This is a genomic window from Mycolicibacter sinensis (assembly GCF_001673565.1).
Lineage (GTDB): Bacteria > Actinomycetota > Actinomycetes > Mycobacteriales > Mycobacteriaceae > Mycobacterium > Mycobacterium sinense_C.
On the sequence record NZ_LZMF01000057.1, the window covers coordinates 118,581 to 138,201 of the forward strand.

18 protein-coding genes are annotated in these 19,621 nt (G+C 66.4%); 7 read left to right on the top strand and 11 right to left on the bottom strand.

Going from position 1 to position 19,621, the window contains the following annotated elements; all coding sequences use genetic code 11:
- Nucleotides 1-38 precede the first annotated feature (38 nt).
- The gene (locus A5648_RS09245; protein WP_065024245.1) at nucleotides 39-1,103 is read right to left on the bottom strand and encodes a thiolase domain-containing protein; all 1,065 of its coding nucleotides are present in this window, start codon (nucleotides 1,101-1,103) and stop codon (nucleotides 39-41) included.
- A gap of 8 nt (nucleotides 1,104-1,111) precedes the next feature.
- Nucleotides 1,112-2,104: a Zn-ribbon domain-containing OB-fold protein gene (locus A5648_RS09250; RefSeq protein WP_065024246.1), complete on the bottom strand. Its 993-nt coding sequence runs from the start codon at nucleotides 2,102-2,104 to the stop codon at nucleotides 1,112-1,114.
- 58 nt (nucleotides 2,105-2,162) lie between these two features.
- Between A5648_RS09250 and A5648_RS09255 the strand changes: the two genes are divergently transcribed.
- The 3 genes from A5648_RS09255 to A5648_RS09265 all read left to right on the top strand — a co-directional run bounded on the left by A5648_RS09255 (nucleotide 2,163) and on the right by A5648_RS09265 (nucleotide 5,338).
- Entirely contained in the window at nucleotides 2,163-3,194 is a 1,032-nt protein-coding gene (locus A5648_RS09255) for an LLM class F420-dependent oxidoreductase (protein ID WP_065024247.1), read from the top strand.
- A 128-nt stretch (nucleotides 3,195-3,322) separates the two neighbouring features.
- A complete protein-coding gene (locus A5648_RS09260; protein WP_065024248.1) occupies nucleotides 3,323-3,730 on the top strand; it encodes a hypothetical protein in 408 nt (135 codons plus the stop codon).
- A 60-nt stretch (nucleotides 3,731-3,790) separates the two neighbouring features.
- Nucleotides 3,791-5,338 (top strand): acyl-CoA synthetase, encoded by a 1,548-nt coding sequence (locus tag A5648_RS09265; protein ID WP_065024249.1) that lies wholly within the window; start codon nucleotides 3,791-3,793, stop codon nucleotides 5,336-5,338.
- A 57-nt stretch (nucleotides 5,339-5,395) separates the two neighbouring features.
- Here the strand turns inward: A5648_RS09265 and A5648_RS24575 are convergent, their stop codons facing one another.
- Genes A5648_RS24575 through A5648_RS09275 form a run of 3 tightly spaced genes read right to left on the bottom strand, consistent with a single transcriptional unit; the run spans nucleotide 5,396 to nucleotide 8,021 of the window.
- Complete coding sequence (locus tag A5648_RS24575; protein WP_234787375.1) at nucleotides 5,396-5,872, bottom strand: hypothetical protein; 477 nt, start codon at nucleotides 5,870-5,872, stop codon at nucleotides 5,396-5,398.
- Complete coding sequence (locus tag A5648_RS09270; RefSeq protein WP_065024250.1) at nucleotides 5,872-7,725, bottom strand: TNT domain-containing protein; 1,854 nt, start codon at nucleotides 7,723-7,725, stop codon at nucleotides 5,872-5,874. Before A5648_RS09270 ends, A5648_RS24575 begins: the two co-directional genes overlap by 1 nt.
- A complete protein-coding gene (locus tag A5648_RS09275; protein WP_065024251.1) occupies nucleotides 7,707-8,021 on the bottom strand; it encodes a DUF2563 family protein in 315 nt (104 codons plus the stop codon). Before A5648_RS09275 ends, A5648_RS09270 begins: the two co-directional genes overlap by 19 nt.
- Before the next feature lie 729 nt (nucleotides 8,022-8,750).
- Between A5648_RS09275 and A5648_RS23750 the strand changes: the two genes are divergently transcribed.
- Complete coding sequence (locus tag A5648_RS23750) at nucleotides 8,751-9,143, top strand: hypothetical protein (protein ID WP_131810543.1); 393 nt, start codon at nucleotides 8,751-8,753, stop codon at nucleotides 9,141-9,143.
- Here the strand turns inward: A5648_RS23750 and A5648_RS09280 are convergent.
- Nucleotides 9,140-9,865: an acetoacetate decarboxylase family protein gene (locus A5648_RS09280; RefSeq protein ID WP_109470737.1), complete on the bottom strand. Its 726-nt coding sequence runs from the start codon at nucleotides 9,863-9,865 to the stop codon at nucleotides 9,140-9,142. The genes A5648_RS23750 and A5648_RS09280 overlap by 4 nt on opposite strands.
- A gap of 40 nt (nucleotides 9,866-9,905) precedes the next feature.
- Between A5648_RS09280 and A5648_RS09285 the strand changes: the two genes are divergently transcribed.
- Nucleotides 9,906-11,123: a cytochrome P450 gene (locus A5648_RS09285; protein WP_065024290.1), complete on the top strand. Its 1,218-nt coding sequence runs from the start codon at nucleotides 9,906-9,908 to the stop codon at nucleotides 11,121-11,123.
- Nucleotides 11,124-11,135: 12 nt separating this feature from the next.
- On the opposite strand, the gene A5648_RS09290 is transcribed toward A5648_RS09285, so the two are convergent.
- The 3 genes from A5648_RS09290 to A5648_RS09300 form a co-directional block, all read right to left on the bottom strand.
- Nucleotides 11,136-12,011 carry a hypothetical protein gene (locus A5648_RS09290; protein ID WP_065024253.1) on the bottom strand — a complete coding sequence of 292 codons (876 nt, stop codon included), beginning with the start codon at nucleotides 12,009-12,011 and terminating at the stop codon, nucleotides 11,136-11,138.
- 80 nt (nucleotides 12,012-12,091) lie between these two features.
- The gene (locus A5648_RS09295) at nucleotides 12,092-13,087 is read right to left on the bottom strand and encodes an NAD-dependent epimerase/dehydratase family protein (protein ID WP_065024254.1); all 996 of its coding nucleotides are present in this window, start codon (nucleotides 13,085-13,087) and stop codon (nucleotides 12,092-12,094) included.
- 95 nt (nucleotides 13,088-13,182) lie between these two features.
- The gene (locus A5648_RS09300) at nucleotides 13,183-13,983 is read right to left on the bottom strand and encodes a crotonase/enoyl-CoA hydratase family protein (protein WP_065024255.1); all 801 of its coding nucleotides are present in this window, start codon (nucleotides 13,981-13,983) and stop codon (nucleotides 13,183-13,185) included.
- A 60-nt stretch (nucleotides 13,984-14,043) separates the two neighbouring features.
- Here A5648_RS09300 and A5648_RS09305 point away from each other — a divergent pair, with 60 nt between their 5' ends.
- Nucleotides 14,044-15,693 carry an acyl-CoA synthetase gene (locus A5648_RS09305; RefSeq protein ID WP_207511630.1) on the top strand — a complete coding sequence of 550 codons (1,650 nt, stop codon included), beginning with the start codon at nucleotides 14,044-14,046 and terminating at the stop codon, nucleotides 15,691-15,693.
- A gap of 66 nt (nucleotides 15,694-15,759) precedes the next feature.
- Complete coding sequence (locus A5648_RS09310) at nucleotides 15,760-17,175, top strand: WS/DGAT/MGAT family O-acyltransferase (RefSeq protein ID WP_065024257.1); 1,416 nt, start codon at nucleotides 15,760-15,762, stop codon at nucleotides 17,173-17,175.
- A gap of 3 nt (nucleotides 17,176-17,178) precedes the next feature.
- Here A5648_RS09310 and A5648_RS09315 read toward each other — a convergent pair whose 3' ends face one another.
- Both A5648_RS09315 and A5648_RS09320 read right to left on the bottom strand, forming a co-directional pair.
- Nucleotides 17,179-18,732 carry a succinic semialdehyde dehydrogenase gene (locus A5648_RS09315; protein ID WP_065024258.1) on the bottom strand — a complete coding sequence of 518 codons (1,554 nt, stop codon included), beginning with the start codon at nucleotides 18,730-18,732 and terminating at the stop codon, nucleotides 17,179-17,181.
- A 39-nt stretch (nucleotides 18,733-18,771) separates the two neighbouring features.
- On the bottom strand, nucleotides 18,772-19,560 hold the full coding sequence (locus A5648_RS09320) for a hypothetical protein (protein WP_234787376.1): 789 nt from the start codon (nucleotides 19,558-19,560) through the stop codon (nucleotides 18,772-18,774).
- Between the last annotated feature and the right edge of the window lie 61 nt (nucleotides 19,561-19,621).

Below are 19,621 nucleotides of genomic sequence, written 5' to 3' on the forward strand. Positions count from 1 at the left end.
CGCTCCGCAAGCTCCGCTCTGCATCGTCGTGGCGCGCATCAGTTGCGTCCTTCCATCACCGCGACCAGATTCTGTTGCAGCGCAGGCCCGCTGGTGGCGTGGGCCAGTACCCGGCCGGCCGAACCGTTGAGGATGTGCTGCGCGGCAAAGCCGATGCGCTCCAAACCGGCGACGAACATCGGATTGGCCGCCAGGGCGCCGCCGGACGGGTTCACCTTCGTCCTCGACGGCAGCCGCATCGCCTCGGTCAGGATCAAGTGCTGGTGGGTGAAAGGGGCGTGGATCTCGGCGACGTCCACTGAGGGCATGTCGTCGCCGCTGGCCGCGCGCGCCGAGACGGTGGTCGACGGGGAACGGGTCAGATCCCGGCTGCCCAGCACCGGCGACTCGATGCGGTGCTCGAAACCGGTGATCCAGGCCGGGTTTTCGCACAGCTCGCGGGCCTTGTCGCCGGAGGCCAGCACGATCGCGGCGGCACCGTCGGTGATCGGCGCGATGTCGTGCCGGCGCAGGGGTTCGGCGAAGAACGGACGGTCCAACAGTTCGTCGAGGCTGGTGGATGACTCCACCGAGTCCACCCGGTCGGCGACGGCGAAGGAATCCAGCGCCACCCGGGCCATCTGCTCGGCGGTCCACTGGCCACCGTCGAGGCCGAGGCGGGCTTGCAGCCCGGCGATGGAGACCGAGTCTGGCCACAGCGGAGCGACGGTGTAGGGGTCGGTCTGCAAGGCGAGGATCCGGCGCAGCTGCCCGGCCGAGGACTTGCCGAACCCGTAGGCCAGCGCGGTGTCGACCTCGCCGGTCAACACCTTGATGTAGGCCTCATACAGTGCCCAGGCGCCGTCCATCTCTACATGCGACTCGTTGATCGGCGGAACCGCGCCGATCGAGTCGATCGCCGAGATGAACGAGAAAGCCCGTCCAGCAAGGTAATCCGATGAACCGGAACACCAGAAGCCGATGTCGGTCTGGGTGATGCCCAGCTCGGCGTACAGCTGAGCGAAGCACGGCATCAACATCTCGACGCCGTTGGTCGTGCCGTCGGTGCGGCGAACGTGCGGGGCGTGGGCGAACCCCACCACCGCGACATCGCGTTGCGTCATGCTGCCCCTCACAGGTGGTGCTTGTAGGTGTCGTAGTCGGCGTCCGGTTCGCCGGTCGGCCGGAAGTATTCGATGTTGTCGATGCCCAGACCCCACTCCTCGCGGGGCTTCCACACCGCCTCGACCCGCATCCCCATCCGCACCTCGTGGGCGTCGATCTCGGAAACCAAGTGCAGGAACGCGATGTCGGCACCGTCGAGCAGCACATAGGCCGCCACATACGGGGGCTTGATGCGCTGCCCGGCGAACGGGATGTTGATGATGGCGAACGTCGTCACCGTGCCCTTATCGGGCAGCTCGACGAAGTTGTCCAACGGCAGGCCGGTGGCCGGATCTGCTTCTTTGGGCGGGAAATACAGCTTGCCCTCGGTGCCGGTGCGCGCCCCGAGCAGCTTGCCTTCCTGCAGGGCGCGCAGGTACGCGCTCTCCGGTAGCGAGGCGGTGTGCTGGATCTCCAGGCTGGACGGGATCACCACCATGGTCACCGGGTCCCGGTCGTCGGTGGTCGGGGTTACCGGCTCGGCGTCCTCACCGATCTCGAAGTAGGCGATGTCGGTGATCGCTCCGGTGGTCTCGTCGGCCCAGTGCACGCGCACCCGGGTGCCGGTGCTGATCGCTTTGGGACTGTCCGCCGTTACCGCGTGCAGCAACGGCACGTCGGCGCCGTCGAGCTTGATCAGCGCCCAGGCGAACGGAGTGTCCAGCGGCTGTCCCTCAAGCGGCGTCGGCTGCCAGGTCCACGACACCACGGTGCCGACACTGGCCACCGGTACGATCTCTGTGAGCTGTTCGTAGCTGACCGGGTCGTACTCGGCAGGCGGCACGTACACCCGCCCGTCGGAACCTCGGACGCCGACGATGCGGCGCTCACGCAGAGCGGTGAAGAATGCGCCGAGGGTGGGGCCGACTGAACGTGTGTAGTCGAAGGACAACTTCAGCGGCGCGGAAAGGGGCGGCTCGTGCTCATCGATCTGCGCGCGGTGGCTTTGGCTGGCAGTCACGGCATCGAGTAGAACAGGTTCTAACAATGGTGGCAAGCATGCGAGCAAGGAGCCAAGGATGAAGCTGGGACTGCAGCTGGGCTATTGGGGCGCACAGCCGCCGACCAACCACGCCGAACTCGTCGGCGCCGCCGAGGACGCCGGCTTCGACGCCGTCTTCACCGCCGAAGCCTGGGGCTCGGACGCCTACACGCCGTTGGCGTGGTGGGGTTCGTCGACGTCCCGCGTGCGGCTGGGCACCTCGGTGGTGCAACTGTCGGCGCGCACCCCGACCGCGTGTGCGATGGCCGCGTTGACGCTGGATCACCTCTCCGGCGGCCGGCACATCCTCGGGCTCGGCGTCTCCGGCCCGCAGGTGGTGGAGGGCTGGTACGGCCAGCGCTTCGGGAAACCGCTGGCCCGCACCCGCGAATACATCGACATCCTGCGCCAGGTGTGGACCCGCGAGGCCCCGGTGACCAGCGCCGGCCCGCATTACCCGCTGCCGCTTTCCGGGGAGGGCACCACCGGGCTGGGCAAGGCGTTGAAGCCGATCACCCACCCGCGACGCGCCGACATCCCGGTGATGCTGGGTGCCGAAGGCCCGAAGAACATCGCACTGGCCGCCGAGATCGCCGACGGCTGGCTGCCGATCTTCTACGCCCCGCGGCTGGCCGGCATGTACAACGAGTGGCTCGACGAGGGCTTCGCCCGTCCCGGCGCGCGGCGTACCCGCGAGGACTTCGAGATCTGCGCGACCGCCCAGGTGGTCATCACCGAGGACCGCGCCGCGGCGTTCGCCGGGATCAAGCCGTACCTGGCGCTCTACATGGGCGGGATGGGGTCGGAGGACACCAACTTCCACGCCGAGGTCTACCGCCGGATGGGCTACTCCGAGGTCGTCGACGACGTGACCAAGCTGTTCCGCAGCGACCGTAAAGACGAGGCGGCCAAGGTCATTCCCGACGAACTGGTCGACGACGCCGTGATCGTCGGCGACATCGACTACGTGCGTAAGCAGATCAAGGTGTGGGAGGCCGCGGGCGTGACGATGATGGTGGTCACCGCGCGGGACACCGCACAGGTTCAGCAGCTGGCGTCGCTGATCTGAGGTCGGCGCGGCTCAGCCGAGCAGCCGTTAGTTGGCCGCTGAAACGGTGTGCTGTCACAACCGACGGCGCTGGATCGTCTACCGCAGTGAGGGGTTGACTACCCGACTTGACCGCGGGAGGACGCAACATGGACGACGAACTGCCGTTTATCGACACGCACACGGTGGAGGTCGATGCCCCACGAAGGCCGGTATGGGCCGCGCTGCAGCGGTACACGACGTCCCTGCTCCGCAGCACCGAACGCAATCCGCTGCTGGTACTGCTCGGCCCGCAACCCCGCGCCGGCTTTGCGGTCGCCGAGAGCACCGAGCAACGGCGAATCGTTCTGGTTGGGCGGCATCGGTTCTCGCGCTACCGGCTGGTCTTCGAACTCACCGACGCTCCCGGCGGCGGCACTCTGCTGCACGCCCACAGCTACGCGACCTTCCCCGGACTACATGGTCGTGCGTACCGTGCGCTGGTCATCGGCACCCGGTTGCACGTCGTGGCCACCAACTTGATGCTGCGCGCGATCCGGGCCGGAACATCTGCTTAGCGGCACCTCACCTTGCACCTCGCCTTGCGAGCGGACTAGAACACGTTCTAGATTGGCCGGATGAGCGAAGCCGGCCTGTGGAACATCGCCCGTGACACCCCCGACGCCGCTGCCGTGGTCGACGTCCTGGGCGGTGAGCTGACCTACGGTGAGCTGGCCGCCCGCGCCGACCGCTACGGCCGCGGCCTGCAGGCGCTGGGCCTGGAGCCCGGCGACGTGCTCGTGATGGTGCTGCCCAACATCGTCGACACGCTGGCGGTGTACTTCGCCGCGATGCAGACCGGGCTGTACATCGTCGCCATCAACTGGCACCTGACCGGCCCGGAGATCGGCTACATCCTCTCCGACAGCGGCGCCAAAGCCCTTGTCGCCCACGAACGATTCGCCGAAGCGTCGAAGATCGCCGCCGACGAGGCCGGCCTGGCCGCCGACCGGCGCTTCGCCGTCGGTGACATCGACGGCTTCACCGAGCTGTCGGCGCTGGGCGCGGGCGAAGAGGGCCGGCCCGACGTGCGCACCATGGGTGCGGCGATGCTCTACACCTCGGGCACGACCGGTAAGCCCAAGGGCGTCAAGCGTCCGCTGACCGGGGCCGACCCCGACGCGGTGCCGGTGGCCTCCGCGGGCTTCTTCGCGCTGTATGACCTGGCGCCGTTCGACAACCACGTGCACATCTGCGGCTCCCCGCTGTATCACACTGCGGTGCTGAATTTTTCGGCTATCTCCATTCAGCTGGGCCACAAGGTGGTGCTGATGGACAAGTGGGACCCCGAGGAGATGCTTTCGCTGATCGCCCAGCACCGGGTGACCCACAGTCACATGGTGCCCACCCAGTTCCGTCGGCTGCTGGCGTTGCCGGCCGAGGTGCGGGGCCGCTACGACGTGTCGTCGCTGCGCAATGTCATCCACGGCGCGGCGCCGTGCCCGCCCGAGGTCAAGCGGCAGATGCTGGACTGGTGGGGCCCGGTGATCACCGAGTACTACGCCGCCACCGAGGGCGGCGGCACCAAGATCAGCGGCGAGGAGTGGCTGGCCCACCCCGGCTCGGTCGGCAAGGCCTGGCCGTATTCGGTGGTCAAGGTGCTCGACGACGACGGCAACGAGCTGCCGGCCGGTGAGGTCGGCACCGTTTACATGCAGATGGGCGGATCTAGCTTCGCCTACCACAACGACAAGAAGAAGACCGAGGAGAATCGCGCCGGTGACCTGTTCACCGTCGGCGACGTCGGCTACCTCGACGAGGACGGCTACCTGTTCCTGCAGGACCGCAAGACCAACATGATCATCTCGGGCGGGGTCAACGTCTATCCGGCCGAGATCGAGAACGAGCTGATCATGCACCCCAAGGTGCTCGACGTCGCGGTGTTCGGGGTGCCCGACGAGGACTGGGGCGAGGCGATCAAGGCCGTGGTGCAGCCCGCCGAGGGTGTGGTCGGTGATGACGCGCTGACCGCCGAGCTGATGGAGTACGCGAGCGCGCGGCTGGCGAAGTTCAAGTTGCCCAAGTCCATTGACTACATCGCCGAGATGCCGCGCGACCCCAACGGCAAGCTGTACAAGCGGAAATTGCGGGACCCGTACTGGGAGGGGCGGGGCGCGAAGATTTAGGGGGTGTGTCGGTACTGTGCGAACGAGGCCGCTGCACTGGCAGCAGGGGAGACCGCGTTAATTGGCGCCCTCACTTACCATCTGTTCAATTTCCTCTGCCGATTTCGTTATTAGATGACTGAAAATCGTCGCATTCACCGCGGACGATATGACCCGGTCGCCGTTTGAACAGATTTCATAGCCGCGGTCGACCCGCGTGACCTTGATACCGGGAGCGTAACCCAGTCGATAGAGGTCTGTTCCCAATGGCCCGGCTGCAAGGCTCGGACGCGCTGTTGTTCCCCAGTCCCAGATCAGGTACTTCTCCGCTAGATCGAAATTCGAAAACTTGGCCGCGCCGTTCGTTCGCCGGCCACGATCATCTACTGTGTCCGCTATCCACCAAGAAGACTCTGGGCGCAGATGGACCGAATAATCATCGGACCTGAAGGCGATTTGGCAGTCGTCACAAGTCGTCGAAACCGACACGTTGCCGCCGCTAAACATTGGTGCCCAACGCCGCCAATGCTGGGTTAGGCGCGACATGTCTGTCATTATTGTTGCCTCCTCAGAAATCCGGAACGGATCAGTTCCTCAACACTTCCGGTATCTCCGAATTCATTAATTATTCGGAATTGTGTACCGCCACCGGGTTGGTGGAACCATGGCGCCGTTTGTGACTGCTCGATGTGCCAACCGGGTGGCAGCGCTGCGGGATCGTCGACGACATACCGAAGATACGGCCTTGTCGCGCTTTCCGGCGGCAGCGACAACTGCGCGAAGGGGGTCCCTTCCGGAGCCATGTAACCGCCGTATTCAGAGCCGAAGCGTCCGAGTTCGGTTCCGGCGGCTAAGTCCGCGTCCGGGACGACGGTGCCGGGTATCGCGTATGGCTTGCTGACCAGGCTGTCGTTGGGGTAGATCAGGTGCCCGGCCGAGTCGGTGAATTGCGGTCCGGGTTCGATTGGGTGGTAGCCGTCAAATAGCGGTGACTCCGCGGGTAGCGGATGGACTTCGGCTGCCGGGGCCGGCGCGTGTGGGCCGCTGTGCGGGACATGGTCGTGGGTGATTGCCGGTGGGATGTGGTCGCCACTGGTGGTAACCGGGCTGTGTACTCCCGGATGGTGAATCGCGAGATCGTCGGCGGCGGCCTGAGCGCGGATTTCGGCTTGGGTGATCGCCCGTGGCAGCACATTGTCGGCGCTCAGGCCGGCGGCAGTGCCGCCGCCGGCTTCCAGGGCTTCGCGGGCGAATAACGACCGCATGCCCTGCCAGCCGGCTTCGACGCCGGCCTTGCCGGCGGTGACAGCGGGTCCGGCACCCACCGCGGTGAAGATGACGTTCTGCAGCAGCGCGTCGTCAGGGGTGACCCGGCCGGGGTCGAGGAACCGGGAGGCGACCAGCTTGCCGTCTCGGTAGGTGAAGTAGGCGCTACTACCGCTGGCGGCGCCCTGGTCGTAGATCTCGCCGGTGCCGTTTTTGAGAGTGCCCGTCACCACCATCTTCTGGCCCTCGAGGGTGTAGGCGAACGACACGGCGCCGTCGGGACCCAGGTGTACGGAGGCGGGATCAATGCTCGAGTAGTCGGGGATCTTGCCCAGGTCATCGAGGGCGTCGGCAATGTTCTTCTTCAATGCCGGCAGCCGCTTCATCGACTCTTGAGCATCATCGCTGCCGGCGCCATGGGCATATGCCTTGGCAGCGGCGTCATCGAGTTCCTTTTGGGCGGCCCGCACCCGGGCCATCGCATCGAGTACCGCTTGGTCGTTGGCGCGCAAGAGCTCCTCGAATGCGGACTGGTCGGCCGGAGCGGTCGGGGCGGGGTCCAGGGGCCCGCGCAGCGGTTCTGCGTCATAGCCATGGGACAGCAGCTTGGTCGTCGAAGCTTGAAGTATCCCGGCGTAGTCGTCGCGGAGCTTTTCGATCTGATGCGGGATGCCGGCGGTGTCATCGATCGCTATCTGTTCCAGCTCGGAGGTGTCCAGGTCAGCCTGCTGGTACATCCCGATGCGGTTGTCGATGTCTTGAAGCTGGATCTCGAGGGCGTGGATCTTCGCGGCCGCGGACTTCTGGGCCTCGGCGAGCGCAGCGGCGATGGATTCCAGATCGGTGCCGATCGCGGTGAGTTGGGTTTGTTGCAGATGCAAGCTGCTGGTGGCGCGCTGCACTTCGGCCGAGTCGTTGATGGGGTGTTCGCCGTTCTCGCGGTTCCAGGCGGCCTGGAATCGTTGGCGGGCTTGGGCAAACGCGGCACTGGATTCGGCGGTACATGACCCGGCGTCGTGAAAGGCCTGCGCCAACTCGTCGACGGCGGCCGGATTACCGCTTTGCACGGTGTTGTTGACCTGCCACGGGTCACCGCCGGCGGCTTCGATCAACAGCGCCAGGTTTATGTGCTGGAGTTGCACCGCACCGCACGAAGCTGGGCCGCGTTGTGCTGATCCATACCGGTGAACTCGCGCGCGGCATGGTGGGCCTTGTCGCCGACTTCGGCCAGGGTCCGGCGGTGGACGGTGAGGGTGGTGATGTGCTCGGTGTGCGCTGCGGAGATCGCGTTGCGGAAGACGTCTGCGGCGCCGAGCCCTCCGAAAATGTTTGATGCCACGGCGGTTTGGTTCAGCCGGGCCGCCCCGGCATGGGCGTGTTCGCTGGCGTCGCGCGCATCCACCGCCCCTGACCGCGGCATCGCCGGATCGACGAACATCCCGAACCCCTCTCAGATCGGACATTATCAACCCTGACAGGGCGGCCCTTCGGCGTCAATTCAGTTTGCGATGGTCTACGAGTGCGTTTGTCGCCGGTCTCCTCGACTGCGGGCGGCCAGGGCAGTCGCAGTACGACGGCCCATTGTTTGGACCTGTGGCCGCATTTGGGAAACGATGATGTAAGCGAAGAATCGGCACTCGGAGTTACCATCCGTGAAGTGACCATGACACAGCCCTGGCCCGCACCGCCCGCACCAGTCCGATCCCGCAACTGGCTGACAGTGACGCTGGCCGGCGTGGCCGTAGTCCTAGCTGCAGCGGCGTTGATCGTGGCGCTCACCCGTTCGGGTTCTGGTTCAACTCCGACGTATACGGCCGCGCAGAAGGCTGAGGCGAGAACTGCTATGTGTGACCGATACAGGCTGGCATCTCGCGCTTTGCATGTAGAGACAGGGCCTGAAGGCGATGGCGATATAGCGCTGGCGCGGATCTCCATGACTAATGGCGCCGTAATTCTTGAAGCGGCAGCCGCTAACCCTGCGCTAGACCGTAAGTACGGTGACGCCGCCAACAACCTTGCGAATGCTTATCAAACTACCGCAGCGCTAGCGACAAGAGGCATGTCAACCACTCAGCAATACCAAGATGCAGTAAATGACTCTAACACCAAGAATGGTGTGATGCGGGAGTTGTGCGGTGACTGACCTCCCTGACTCCAGGCCGTTCAGGTGGATGTTGATCGGTTTGTGGTGGCCTGCCCCGCCCACCTGAGGTCCGCGGACAAGAAGCAAGCGTGGACGACCGCCGCTGCCGCGGTCACCCACCTGCGGGCCCGGCTTGCCGAAATCTGCGAAGCTGGCGACCAAGCCTGCAACGCAGCTGCGGTCTCTGCCTTACCGGTTCATGGCAAGCTCACTCAGCTCAACGCTGTTAAGGACCGGGTCAACAACGACGCCGCTGGGGCCAGTCGTGCCGCGGTGGGGAAAATCATCGGCGTCATCCAACAGTTGCTCGACGTTGCGGGCAGCAATGACGACGCTTCCAAATGGCTTGCTGCACACGGATTCGACGTTGCCGGACCACCGCCTCCACCGCCGATCACCGGCGACAGACTCCGCTAGCGGTTGATCACGTCGGGATCGCCGAACGTCATCTCAACCCGCCCGACCGTTGATGACATCATCGGCCGCTTCGGCAGCCCCAACGCGGCCAGCTCACGGGCGTACGGGTGGCTGCCGAGCCGCAGCGTCGTACCGCCCAACGCCCCACGAACTCCGGAAATACGCATCTCCCAAGGAATCTCGCGAGTGACACCGTCGAGGTGACTGTAGGCCCGCAGCGTGCGTGGCCGGGAGGTGAAAAGACTCGGCACCGGCAGCCCGCGCCCGAATTCCATGGTAGCGATGTGTTGGCCGTCGGCGGCGGCGTCGAAACCCAGCTGCTTTCCGTCGCGAACGGTGAAGTCCGCCATGATCTTCGGGAAACCCCAGATGGTCCGTCCGGCTTCTAGGGTGAACGCCTGGTCCACCGGCAGATGGTGGATGAACGCGCCGGCAGAACCCAGCGCACGCCAACCGCTAGCAGACGAGCCCGGCGGGTTGATCATCACCGCGGTCCCGAATTCGTGGTACTTACCGAGATCGCCGTCGATGTAGCGGGCCAGCATCAGGTTGACCACGGCCTGCCCCGGTCGGTGCTGGAAGACCTGCAGGCCGCTGTAGTCGATCATCGCCTGTGCTGCGTTGGCCGGAACCGAGAACATCGCGCTATGCACATCTGCCTGACGGATGCGGACGGGCATGGTAAGCACAGTGCCAGCGATGGTGTGCTGCGAAAGAGCCATGACGCCCACTGTAATCCGGAGGACGCTGATGACCGAGGTAATGGCCGATGTGAAGCCGACGACCAAGCCCGACGTCGATCTGACCGACGGCACCTTCTACTCCGACGGCGGGGCGCGCGCCGCCTACAAGTGGATGCGCGCGCATGAGCCGGTGTTCCGGGACCGTAACGGGCAGGCCGCTGCGGCCAGCTACGCCGCGGTGATCGATGCCGAGCGCAGCCCCGAACTGTTTTCCAGCACCGGCGGCATCCGGCCCGACCAGCCGGGCATGCCCTACATGATCGACATGGACGACCCGGAACACCTGGTGCGCCGCAAATTGGTCAACGCCGGCTTCACCCGCAAGCGGGTGCATGCCCAGCTGCCGTCCATCGGGGAACTCTGTGACAGGTTGATCGACGCGGTCTGCGAGCGGGGGCAGTGCGACTTTGTCCGCGATATCGCAGCGCCGCTGCCGATGGCGGTGATCGGCGACATGCTCGGCGTCCTGCCCGAAGATCGCTCGAAGCTGTTGAAGTGGTCCGACGACTTGGTGGCGGGGCAGAGCTCGCACCTGGATCCGGCATCGGCGACGTTCCAGGCGGTCATGGAAGCGTTCGCCGGCTGGACCGAATTCACCCGCGACATCATCGTCAAACGCCGGGCCGAACCCACCGATGACCTGTTCTCGGTCCTGGTCAACGCCGAGGTGGACGGCGCGGTGATGTCCGATGACGAGATCATCTTCGAGACCCTGCTGATTCTGATCGGCGGCGACGAGACCACCCGGCACACCCTGTCCGGCGGAACCGAGGCAATGCTGCGCCACCGCGATCAGTGGGACATACTGCGCGCCGACGCGAGCCTGCTGCCCGGGGCCATCGAGGAGATGCTGCGCTGGACCGCGCCGGTCAAGAACATGTGCCGCACGCTGACCGCCGACACCGACTTCTACGGCACCGCGCTTCACCAGGGCGAGAAGATCATGCTGCTGTTCGAATCGGCGAACTTCGACGAGGCGGTGTTCGACGAACCGGATCGATTCGACATCCAGCGAAACCCCAACAGTCATCTCGCGTTCGGTTTCGGCACCCACTTCTGCATGGGTAACCAGCTGGCCAGGCTGGAGCTTTCGCTGATGACCGAGCGGGTGCTGCAGCGGCTGCCGGATCTGCGCCTGGCCGAGGGAGCCGAGGTGCCGCTGCGTCCGGCGAACTTCGTGTCCGGTCCGGAGTCCATGCCGGTGGTGTTCACGCCGACCGCGAGGGTACTGGCGTAGCCGAGCGTGTACTCAGCGCGAAAAGCGCGCCCGAAAATCGCTGGGAGTACACGCTCGTCGCCCCCAGGCGTCCGCGACCCGGCCGAGGATGCCGCCGTCGGTGTCTTCGAGGGTGATCCGCAGGTCGATCCAGCCGAGCCTCGTCACCGTCTCGTGGCGTCGGATGTCTTGGTTGAAGCGCCGTGGATCGGTGCGGTGATGTTCGCCTTCATAGTCGAGGCCGACCATGATCTCCTCCCAGCCCATGTCCAGGACCGCGACAAGCTGCTGCCATTCGTCGTAAACCGGGATCTGTGTCTGCGGCGGTGGGTAGCCGGATCGAATGAGAAACAGTCGCAGCCGGGATTCCCGTGGTGAGTCAGAACCGGTGTCGACGAGCGGCAGCGCGATCCGGGCATCACAGATCCCGCGGCGTCCCCGGTATCGTTCGGCCAGCAACTCGACGTCGGTGATCTTGAGGTCGGTGGCCTGCCCGAGGGCATCGATGGCCGCGACGGCCTTGTCCTGGGGATAGCGGCAGGCCAGGTCCAATGCGGTGCGAGCCGGCGATGTCACCGGTATGCCGCCGATCAGCTGCACCTCGTCTTCGCCGACGCGGTCCGACCAGGAGTGGATGTGTTTGGGTGGCCGGCGACAGTCGTAGAGCAGCTCCGCCGGTGCGTGATCATCGACCCATTTCGCCCCGTGCAATGCGGCGGCCGACTGGCCCGCGACGACGCCACGTCGCCGCGACCACAGCCATGCGGCTTGAGCCCGCAATACCGCGGTGGGTCGAGTACCGGCTGGAACATAAACGTCCGGATGGATCGCGACGAATCGGCTCCGCAAGGCGTACGGCGTCAACCGGCCGCTTCGGACGGCCTCGCTGCCCAGGAACGGTGTCGCCATGGCGGAAGCCTGCCAACGAGCACTGACACACGCGCCGAACGTGTACTGGTTGCGAAAATCCCGCCGGATTTTCGCAGTGGTTACACGTTCGACGAGGAGGGGAGGAGAGCTCGCAGCGACTCCACAATTGCGTCCACCGGCGAACGCCACGCCAGGCCCAGATCGGCCAAGGTCGCCGAATCGTCGGTCGGCGTAGCCGAAGTCAGCAGCCAGGCCGCCTCGTAGCTCAGGGACTCGGGCAGCGGCAGCAACCGACTCGCCAGGTCGCTGACCCGGCCGATGCCCTTGAATGCGCTGGGGGCCACTCGAATTCGCCGGACCGGCTTGCCGATGCCATGCTCCACCGCGGCGATCATCTCGTCGAATCCGACCATGATCCCGCCGCACAGGTAGCGGTGCGGGCCGCGGCCCGGCCGCATCAGCGCCTCGTGCACCAGACCGACGTCGCGGACGTCGACCATCGCCATCCCGCCGCGCACCACCGGCGCCACCCGATAGCGCACGATCGGCGCCCAGCCCCGCTCGGTGACACCGGGCGCGGTCCAGTACGCGGGCCCGACCACGCTGGACGGGTAGGTGACCACCACCGGTGCACCCTCGTCTTGCAGCCGGCGGGCCACCCGCTCGCCGTAGGCCTTGGTGCGGGCGTAGGCGCTGCGCCCGGGCACGGTGGGCGAGTCGGGTCCGATGACACCGTTGGGCGGCGGAAACAGCGCGCTGTAGCTGCTGACCGACACCACCGGATCCAGGCCGGCGGCCACCGCTCGGGTCAGGATCGCCTCGGTGGCGTGGGCGTTGATGTCCCACATCAGCTTTTCGAGGCGGTCATTGGTGCCGACCACCCCGGCGGCGTGCAGCACAGAGTCGCAGCCGTCCAACAGCCGCCCGACGACGTCGGCGTCGCGGATGTCGCCGTCGAGCACCTCCAGCGTGCCCAGCTCGCGCAACCGCGGAATGACGGGCTCGGAGCCGCAGCCCGGCGCGACCAGCAGCCGCACCGAATGCCCGGCTTCCAGCAGCGTCTTAACGGTGTGGGCGCCGAGGTAGCCGGTGCCGCCGGTGACCGCGATTTGCATGGGACTCCTTACGCCGAACAGACGTAAAAGCGCCCAATTTCGCCCCGATATGGGGGCTTTCGCGTCTGCTCGCGGGTGTTAGGGGTTAGCAGTGGTTACCGGTTCTTGAACTCGGGTTTGCGCTTCTCGGCGAACGCGCGGGGCCCTTCCTTGGCGTCCTCGCTCAAGAACACCTTGATCCCGATCTGGGTGTCGAGCTTGAAGGCGTCGTTCTCGTGCATGCCCTCGGTCTCGTGAATGGTGCGCAGCATCGCCTGCACCGCCAGCGGACCGTTGTTGTTGATCTGCTCAGCGATCTCCAGTGCCTTGGTCAGCGCCTCCCCGTCCGGCACCACGTGGCCGATCAAGCCCATCTCCAACGCCTCGGCGGCGGTGATGTGCCGGCCGGTGAACAGCAGATCGCACGCCATCGTGTACGGAATCTGGCGGACCAGCCGCACCGCGGAGCCGCCCATCGGATACAGGCTCCACTTGGCCTCGGAGATGCCGAACTTGGCGCTCTGGCCGGCGATGCGGATGTCGGTGCCCTGCAGGATCTCGGTGCCCCCGGCGATCGCCGGGCCCTCCACCGCGGCGATCAGCGGCTTGGTCAGCCGTCGGCCCTTGAGCAGGCCGTCGATACGCGACGGGTCGTAGCTTCCGTCCTTGAAGGAGTCGCCGGGCGCCTTCTTGTTGGCCGCCTTGAGGTCCATACCCGCGCAGAAGTAGCCGCCGGCGCCGGTCAGAATGCACGAGCGGATCTCGTCGTCGTTGTCCACCCGGTCCCAGGCCTCGACCATGATCGCCAGCATTTCGCCGCTCAAGGCGTTGCGGGACTCCGGCCGGTTGAGCGTGACGATCAGCGTGTGTCCGCGCTGTTCAACCAGGGCGTGGGGCTCTTGTGACGACTCGCTCACCGGCGTCCGCCTTTCCGGGTGGGGACCTCGACTTGAAAACGAAATGTAACACGTTCTAGTTTGTGTGTTGTGGCTCTCAACATCGCGGATCTCGCCGAACACGCCATCGACGCCGTTCCGGATCGGGTTGCCCTGATCTGTGGGGACGAGCAGCTGACCTATGGGCAGCTGGAGGAGAAGGCCAACCGGCTGGCCCACTACCTGATCGACCAGGGCGTCAAGAAGGACGACAAGGTCGGCCTGTACTGCCGCAACCGCAACGAGATCGTCGTTGCGATGCTCGGCATCATCAAGGCCGGCGCCATCCTGGTCAACGTCAACTTCCGCTACGTCGAGGGCGAGCTGCGCTACCTGTTCGACAACTCCGACATGGTCGCGCTGGTGCACGAGCGCCAGTACGCCGACCGGGTCGCCAACGTGCTGCCCGACACCCCCAAGGTCAAGACCATCCTCGTGGTCGAGGACGGCAGCGACGGCGACTTCGCCCGCTACGGCGGGGTGGAGTTCGAAAAGGCGCTGGCGCAGGGCTCGCCCGAGCGCGACTTCGGGCCGCGCAGCGCCGACGACATCTACCTGCTCTACACCGGCGGCACCACCGGGTTCCCCAAGGGCGTGATGTGGCGTCACGAGGACATCTACCGGGTGTTGTTCGGCGGCACCGACTTCGCCACCGGTGAGCCGATCGCCGACGAGTACGACCTGGCCAAGCAGGCCTCGGCCAACGCGCCGATGATCCGTCACCCGATACCGCCGATGATCCACGGCGCCACCCAGTCGGCGACCTGGATGTCGCTGTTCAGCGGCCAAACCGTGGTGCTGGCACCGGAATTCGACGCCGATCAGGTGTGGCGCACCATCCACGACCACAAGGTGAACCTGCTGTTCTTCACCGGGGACGCGATGGCGCGTCCGCTGCTGGACGCGCTGCTGGCCGCCCAAAAGGACGGTCACGAATACGATCTGTCCTCGCTGTTCCTGCTGGCCTCCACCGCGGCGCTGTTCAGCCCGAGCATCAAGGAGAAGCTGCTGGAGCTGCTGCCCAACCGGATCATCACCGACTCGATCGGGTCGAGTGAGACCGGTTTCGGCGGCACCAGCATCGTCGCCAAGGGCGAAGCGCACACCGGCGGGCCCCGGGTCACCATCGACAAGACCACCGTGGTGCTCGACGAGGACGGCAACGAGGTCCAGCCCGGCTCCGGCGTGCGGGGCATCATCGCCAAGCGCGGCCACATCCCGGTCGGCTACTACAAGGACGAGAAGAAGACGGCCGAAACGTTCCGCACCATCAACGGGGTGCGCTACGCCATCCCGGGCGACTTCGCGCAGGTCGAGGCCGACGGCTCCGTGACCATGCTCGGCCGCGGTTCGGTGTCGATCAACTCCGGCGGCGAGAAGATCTACCCCGAGGAGGTCGAGGCCGCCCTCAAGACCCACCCGGACGTGTTCGACGCCCTGGTGGTCGGGGTGCCCGACCCCCGCTACGGCCAGCACGTCGCCGCGGTGGTGCAGGCGCGCCCGAATGCCCGGCCGTCGTTGGAGGAGATCAACACCTGCGCGCGCACCGAGATCGCCGGCTACAAGGTGCCACGCAGCCTGTGGTTCGTCGACGAGGTCAAGCGTTCGCCCGCCGGCAAGCCCGACTACCGCTGGGCCAAAGAGCAGACCGAAGCCCGCCCGGCCGACGAGGTGCACGCCAAGCACGTGTGAGGGCCCACAGTGCGATTCCCGGCGATCCGCATCCGGGGACCGGGGTCGCGGGGCTACTCTCGGGCGATGCAGCGACTTTCGGGCGTCGACGCGGCGTTCTGGTCGGCCGAAACGGCCGGCTGGCACATGCACATCGGTGGTCTGGCGATCCTGGATCCCAGCAAGGCGCCGAACTACAGCTTTGAGCTGGTTCGTCAACTACTGATCGAGCGGCTACCGCAACTGCCCCAGCTGCGGTGGCGGGTCAGCGGCGCCCGACTGGGACTGGACCGGCCGTGGTTCATCGAGGACGACGAGCTCGACATCGACTTTCATGTGCGCCGCATCGGCGTGCCCGCCCCGGGCGGGCGCCGCGAAGTCGAAGAGTTGGTGGGCCGGCTGATGTCCTACAAGCTGGACCGCTCCCGGCCGCTGTGGGAAGTGTGGGTGATCGAGGGGGTCGAAGGCGGCCGGGTCGCGACGCTGACGAAAATGCACCACGCGATCGTCGACGGCGTGTCCGGGGCCGGGTTGTCCGAGATCATGCTGGACGTCACCCGGGAACCGCGTCCGCCGCAGCCGGAGGCGGTCGGATCGCTGGCCGGAGTAGGAATGCCCAGCTTCGAGCGCCGGGCGGTCGGTGCGCTGGTCAATGTCGCGGTGATGACGCCGTTTCGGGTCGGGCGGTTGCTGCAACAGACCGTCCGCCAGCAGATCGCCACCATCGGGCTGGGCTTGACGCGCAAGCCGCCACGCTATTTCGACGCTCCGGTAACCCGGTTCAACGCCAGCGTGTCCCCGCATCGGCGAATCACCGGTGCCCGAGTCGAACTCGCTCGCGTCAAGGCCGTCAAGGACGCCTACGGCGTGAAGCTCAACGACGTGGTGCTCGCCATGGTCGCCGGCGCCGCCCGGGACTATCTGATCAAGCGGGGCGAACTGCCCGACAAGCCGCTGGTCGCCCAGATCCCGGTGTCGACCCGCACCGAGGACAGCCAGGGCGAGGTGGGCAACAAGGTCAGTTCGATGACGGTGTCGTTGGCCACCGACATCGAGGGGCCGAACCACCGGCTCAAGATGATTCACGAGAACACCCAGAGCGCCAAGCAGATGGCCAAGGCGCTGTCGGCACATCAGATCATGGGACTCACCGACACCACCCCGCCCGGACTACTGCAGCTCGCCGCGCGCGCCTACACCGCGACCGGGCTCTCGAATCGGTTGGCCCCGATCAACCTCGTCGTCTCCAACGTGCCGGGGCCGCCCTTCCCGCTCTACATGGCCGGAGCGGAACTGGAATCGCTGGTGCCGCTGGGCCCGCCGGTCATGGACGTGGCGCTGAACATCACGTGCTTCTCCTACCGCGACCACCTCGACTTCGGGTTCGTGACCACCACGGAGGTCGCCGATGACATCGACGAGATGGCAGACGCGATCGAGCCGGCGCTGGCCGCACTGGAGGGGGCCGCTAACCGGGGAAAAGCCCGGACAGGTCGGCGCTGAGCGCTACCGGCCAGGTAGCGCCTGCACCGCCCGGATCATCGGGGTCAGCAGCTTCTGCCACAACGGACCCGAAATCCCCAGCGGGGGGTCCAGATTCAGCACCCGGGCGGTTGAGACCGTCTGCGACTCGGTGTACTTCAGAATGCCGTCGGCGCCGTGGCGCCGGCCCACCCCGGAGGCTTTCATTCCGCCCATCGGTGCCGCGGTGCTGCCGAAGGCCAGCGCATAGCCTTCGTCGACGTTGACGGTGCCGGACTTGATGCGGGCGGCGATCGCCTCGCCCTGGGCCTTGCTCGCGGCCCACACGCTGGCGTTGAGCCCATATTCGGTGTCGTTGGCCCGTGCGATCGCCTCATCGATGCTGTCGACCGGGTAGATGGAGACCACCGGGCCGAACGTCTCGTTTCGGCCGCACTCCATCTCGTCGGTGACGTCGGTCAGCACCGTGGGTTCGAAGAACAGCGGCCCGATGTCGGGGCGGGCGTTTCCGCCAGCGATAACCTTGGCGCCCTTGGCCTTTGCGTCGTCGACATGGTTGGAGATGGTTTTGATCTGGTCTTCGGAGATCAGGCTGCCCATGTCGGCGGAGAAGTCGTAGGCGCTCGAGAGCTTCATGGCACGCACCTGTTCGGCGAACTTCGCGGCGAACTCGTCGGCGATCTCCCGCTCGACGTAGATCCGCTCGATGGAGATGCACAGCTGCCCGGCGTTGGAGAAGCAGGCGCGGGTGGCGGCCTTGGCGACCTCGGTCAGATTCGCGCCCTTGGTGACGATCATCGGGTTCTTGCCGCCCAGCTCCGCGGAGAACCCGATCAGCCGGGCGCCGCACTGTTCGGCCAGTGAGCGGCCGGTGGCGCTGGAGCCGGTGAACATCAGGTAGTCGCACTGCTGCACGATCGCCGTGCCGACCACCGACCCCGGACCGGGCACCACCGCGAACAGCTCACGCGGCAACCCGGCCTGATACAGCAGCTCCGCATTGGCCAGCGTGCAGTACGGGGTCTGGCTGTCCGGTTTCACCACCACCGCGTTACCGGCCAGCAAAGCCGGGATGGCATCTGAAATCGACAGCGTCATCGGGTAATTCCACGGCGAGATGACCCCGACGACGCCCTTGGGATGGTGGTTGACCACGGTCTTGACGATGCCGGGCAGCAGCCCCTGCACCCGCTTGGAGGCCAGCAACTTGGCGGCCTGGCGCGCGTAGTAGCGCGCGTTGAGCATGATGTCGACGATCTCCTCCTGGGCCGCCGACCGAGCCTTACCGGTCTCGGCCTGGGCGACGTCCATCAAGAAGTCCCGGTTGGCGATCACCAGGTCGCGGTAGCGCTCGATGATCGCGCAGCGCTCCTTGACGTTGCGGGCGGCCCACTGCTGCTGTGCGGCACGGGCCTTGGCGAAGGCCGCCGTGACGTCATCGGCGGTCCCGATCGGGATGGTGGTCAGGGCTTTGCCGGTGAAGACCTCGTCGATGGTCTTCGACTGCCGGGCGTCGATGTCCTCGATGGCGACCAGGGCGCGCAGCCGGTCGAAGTCTGCGGCGGACGGAGCGGACATGGCAATCTCCTACTCGCGGGTAAGTGCTTAGCCGCCAACCTACCCCGCGCAGCGGCCACCCGGTAGCTGGGCGGCATTGGCTTTGAGCCAGTCGGTCATCTGGTTGAGCGCCGCCACCCCGGAATCGAAGCTGCCGTCTTTCGGTTCGGCGGCCAGCGCCACCGCCAACTGGCCGTGGGGTGTGCCCACCACGCCGAACTGCCGCACCAGATAGCCCCCGCCCGGGCCGGGACCCCAGCCGCCCTTGGTCGGGGCGCCGATGCTGGCCAGTCCCCACCGCTGGTTGGGGATCGTGTTGTTCATCAGGCTGTAGACGGGTGCGGCCACACCCATGCATGGCAGGTGGGCGGCGAACACGGCCTGGCGGGCCAGCGGCCACTGGGTCTGGCCGAACGCACTGAATTCCGGGCGCAGCCGCCGGGATTCGACCGCGGTGCCGACGTCGCCGCCGGCGCGCAGCACGGCCTGCACCTGCTGGGCGGCCTGGGGCGCCGGTCCGAGCTCGGACCACAACTTCTCGGCGGCGTCGTTGTCCGAGGCGGTGACGGCCCGGGCGGCCAGGTCCTGTGCGTTCGGACGGTTGGCGTGAATCGCCGCGATCGCCAGCGGGACCTTGATGGTCGACCAGGCGACGCCGTTCTGCAGGTTGCCGAGCGTGCCGGCACTGTTTTGGCCGACCGGGGCATAGGCGATGCCGACGTTGGCCGGGATGGTGGTGGCCAGCCGGGCGAAGCCGGCCTGCAGTGGTTCGGCCGCGGCGGGGGAAGCGAGGGCCAGGGTTGCGACGACGGTCAGGGCCGCGATGAGTGCTCGGCGGGCTGCGGGCATTGCCTCAGTATTGCGCGCCGGGCGGCCAGATCGGTGGTGGCGCGGCGGGCGGGTCGGCCGG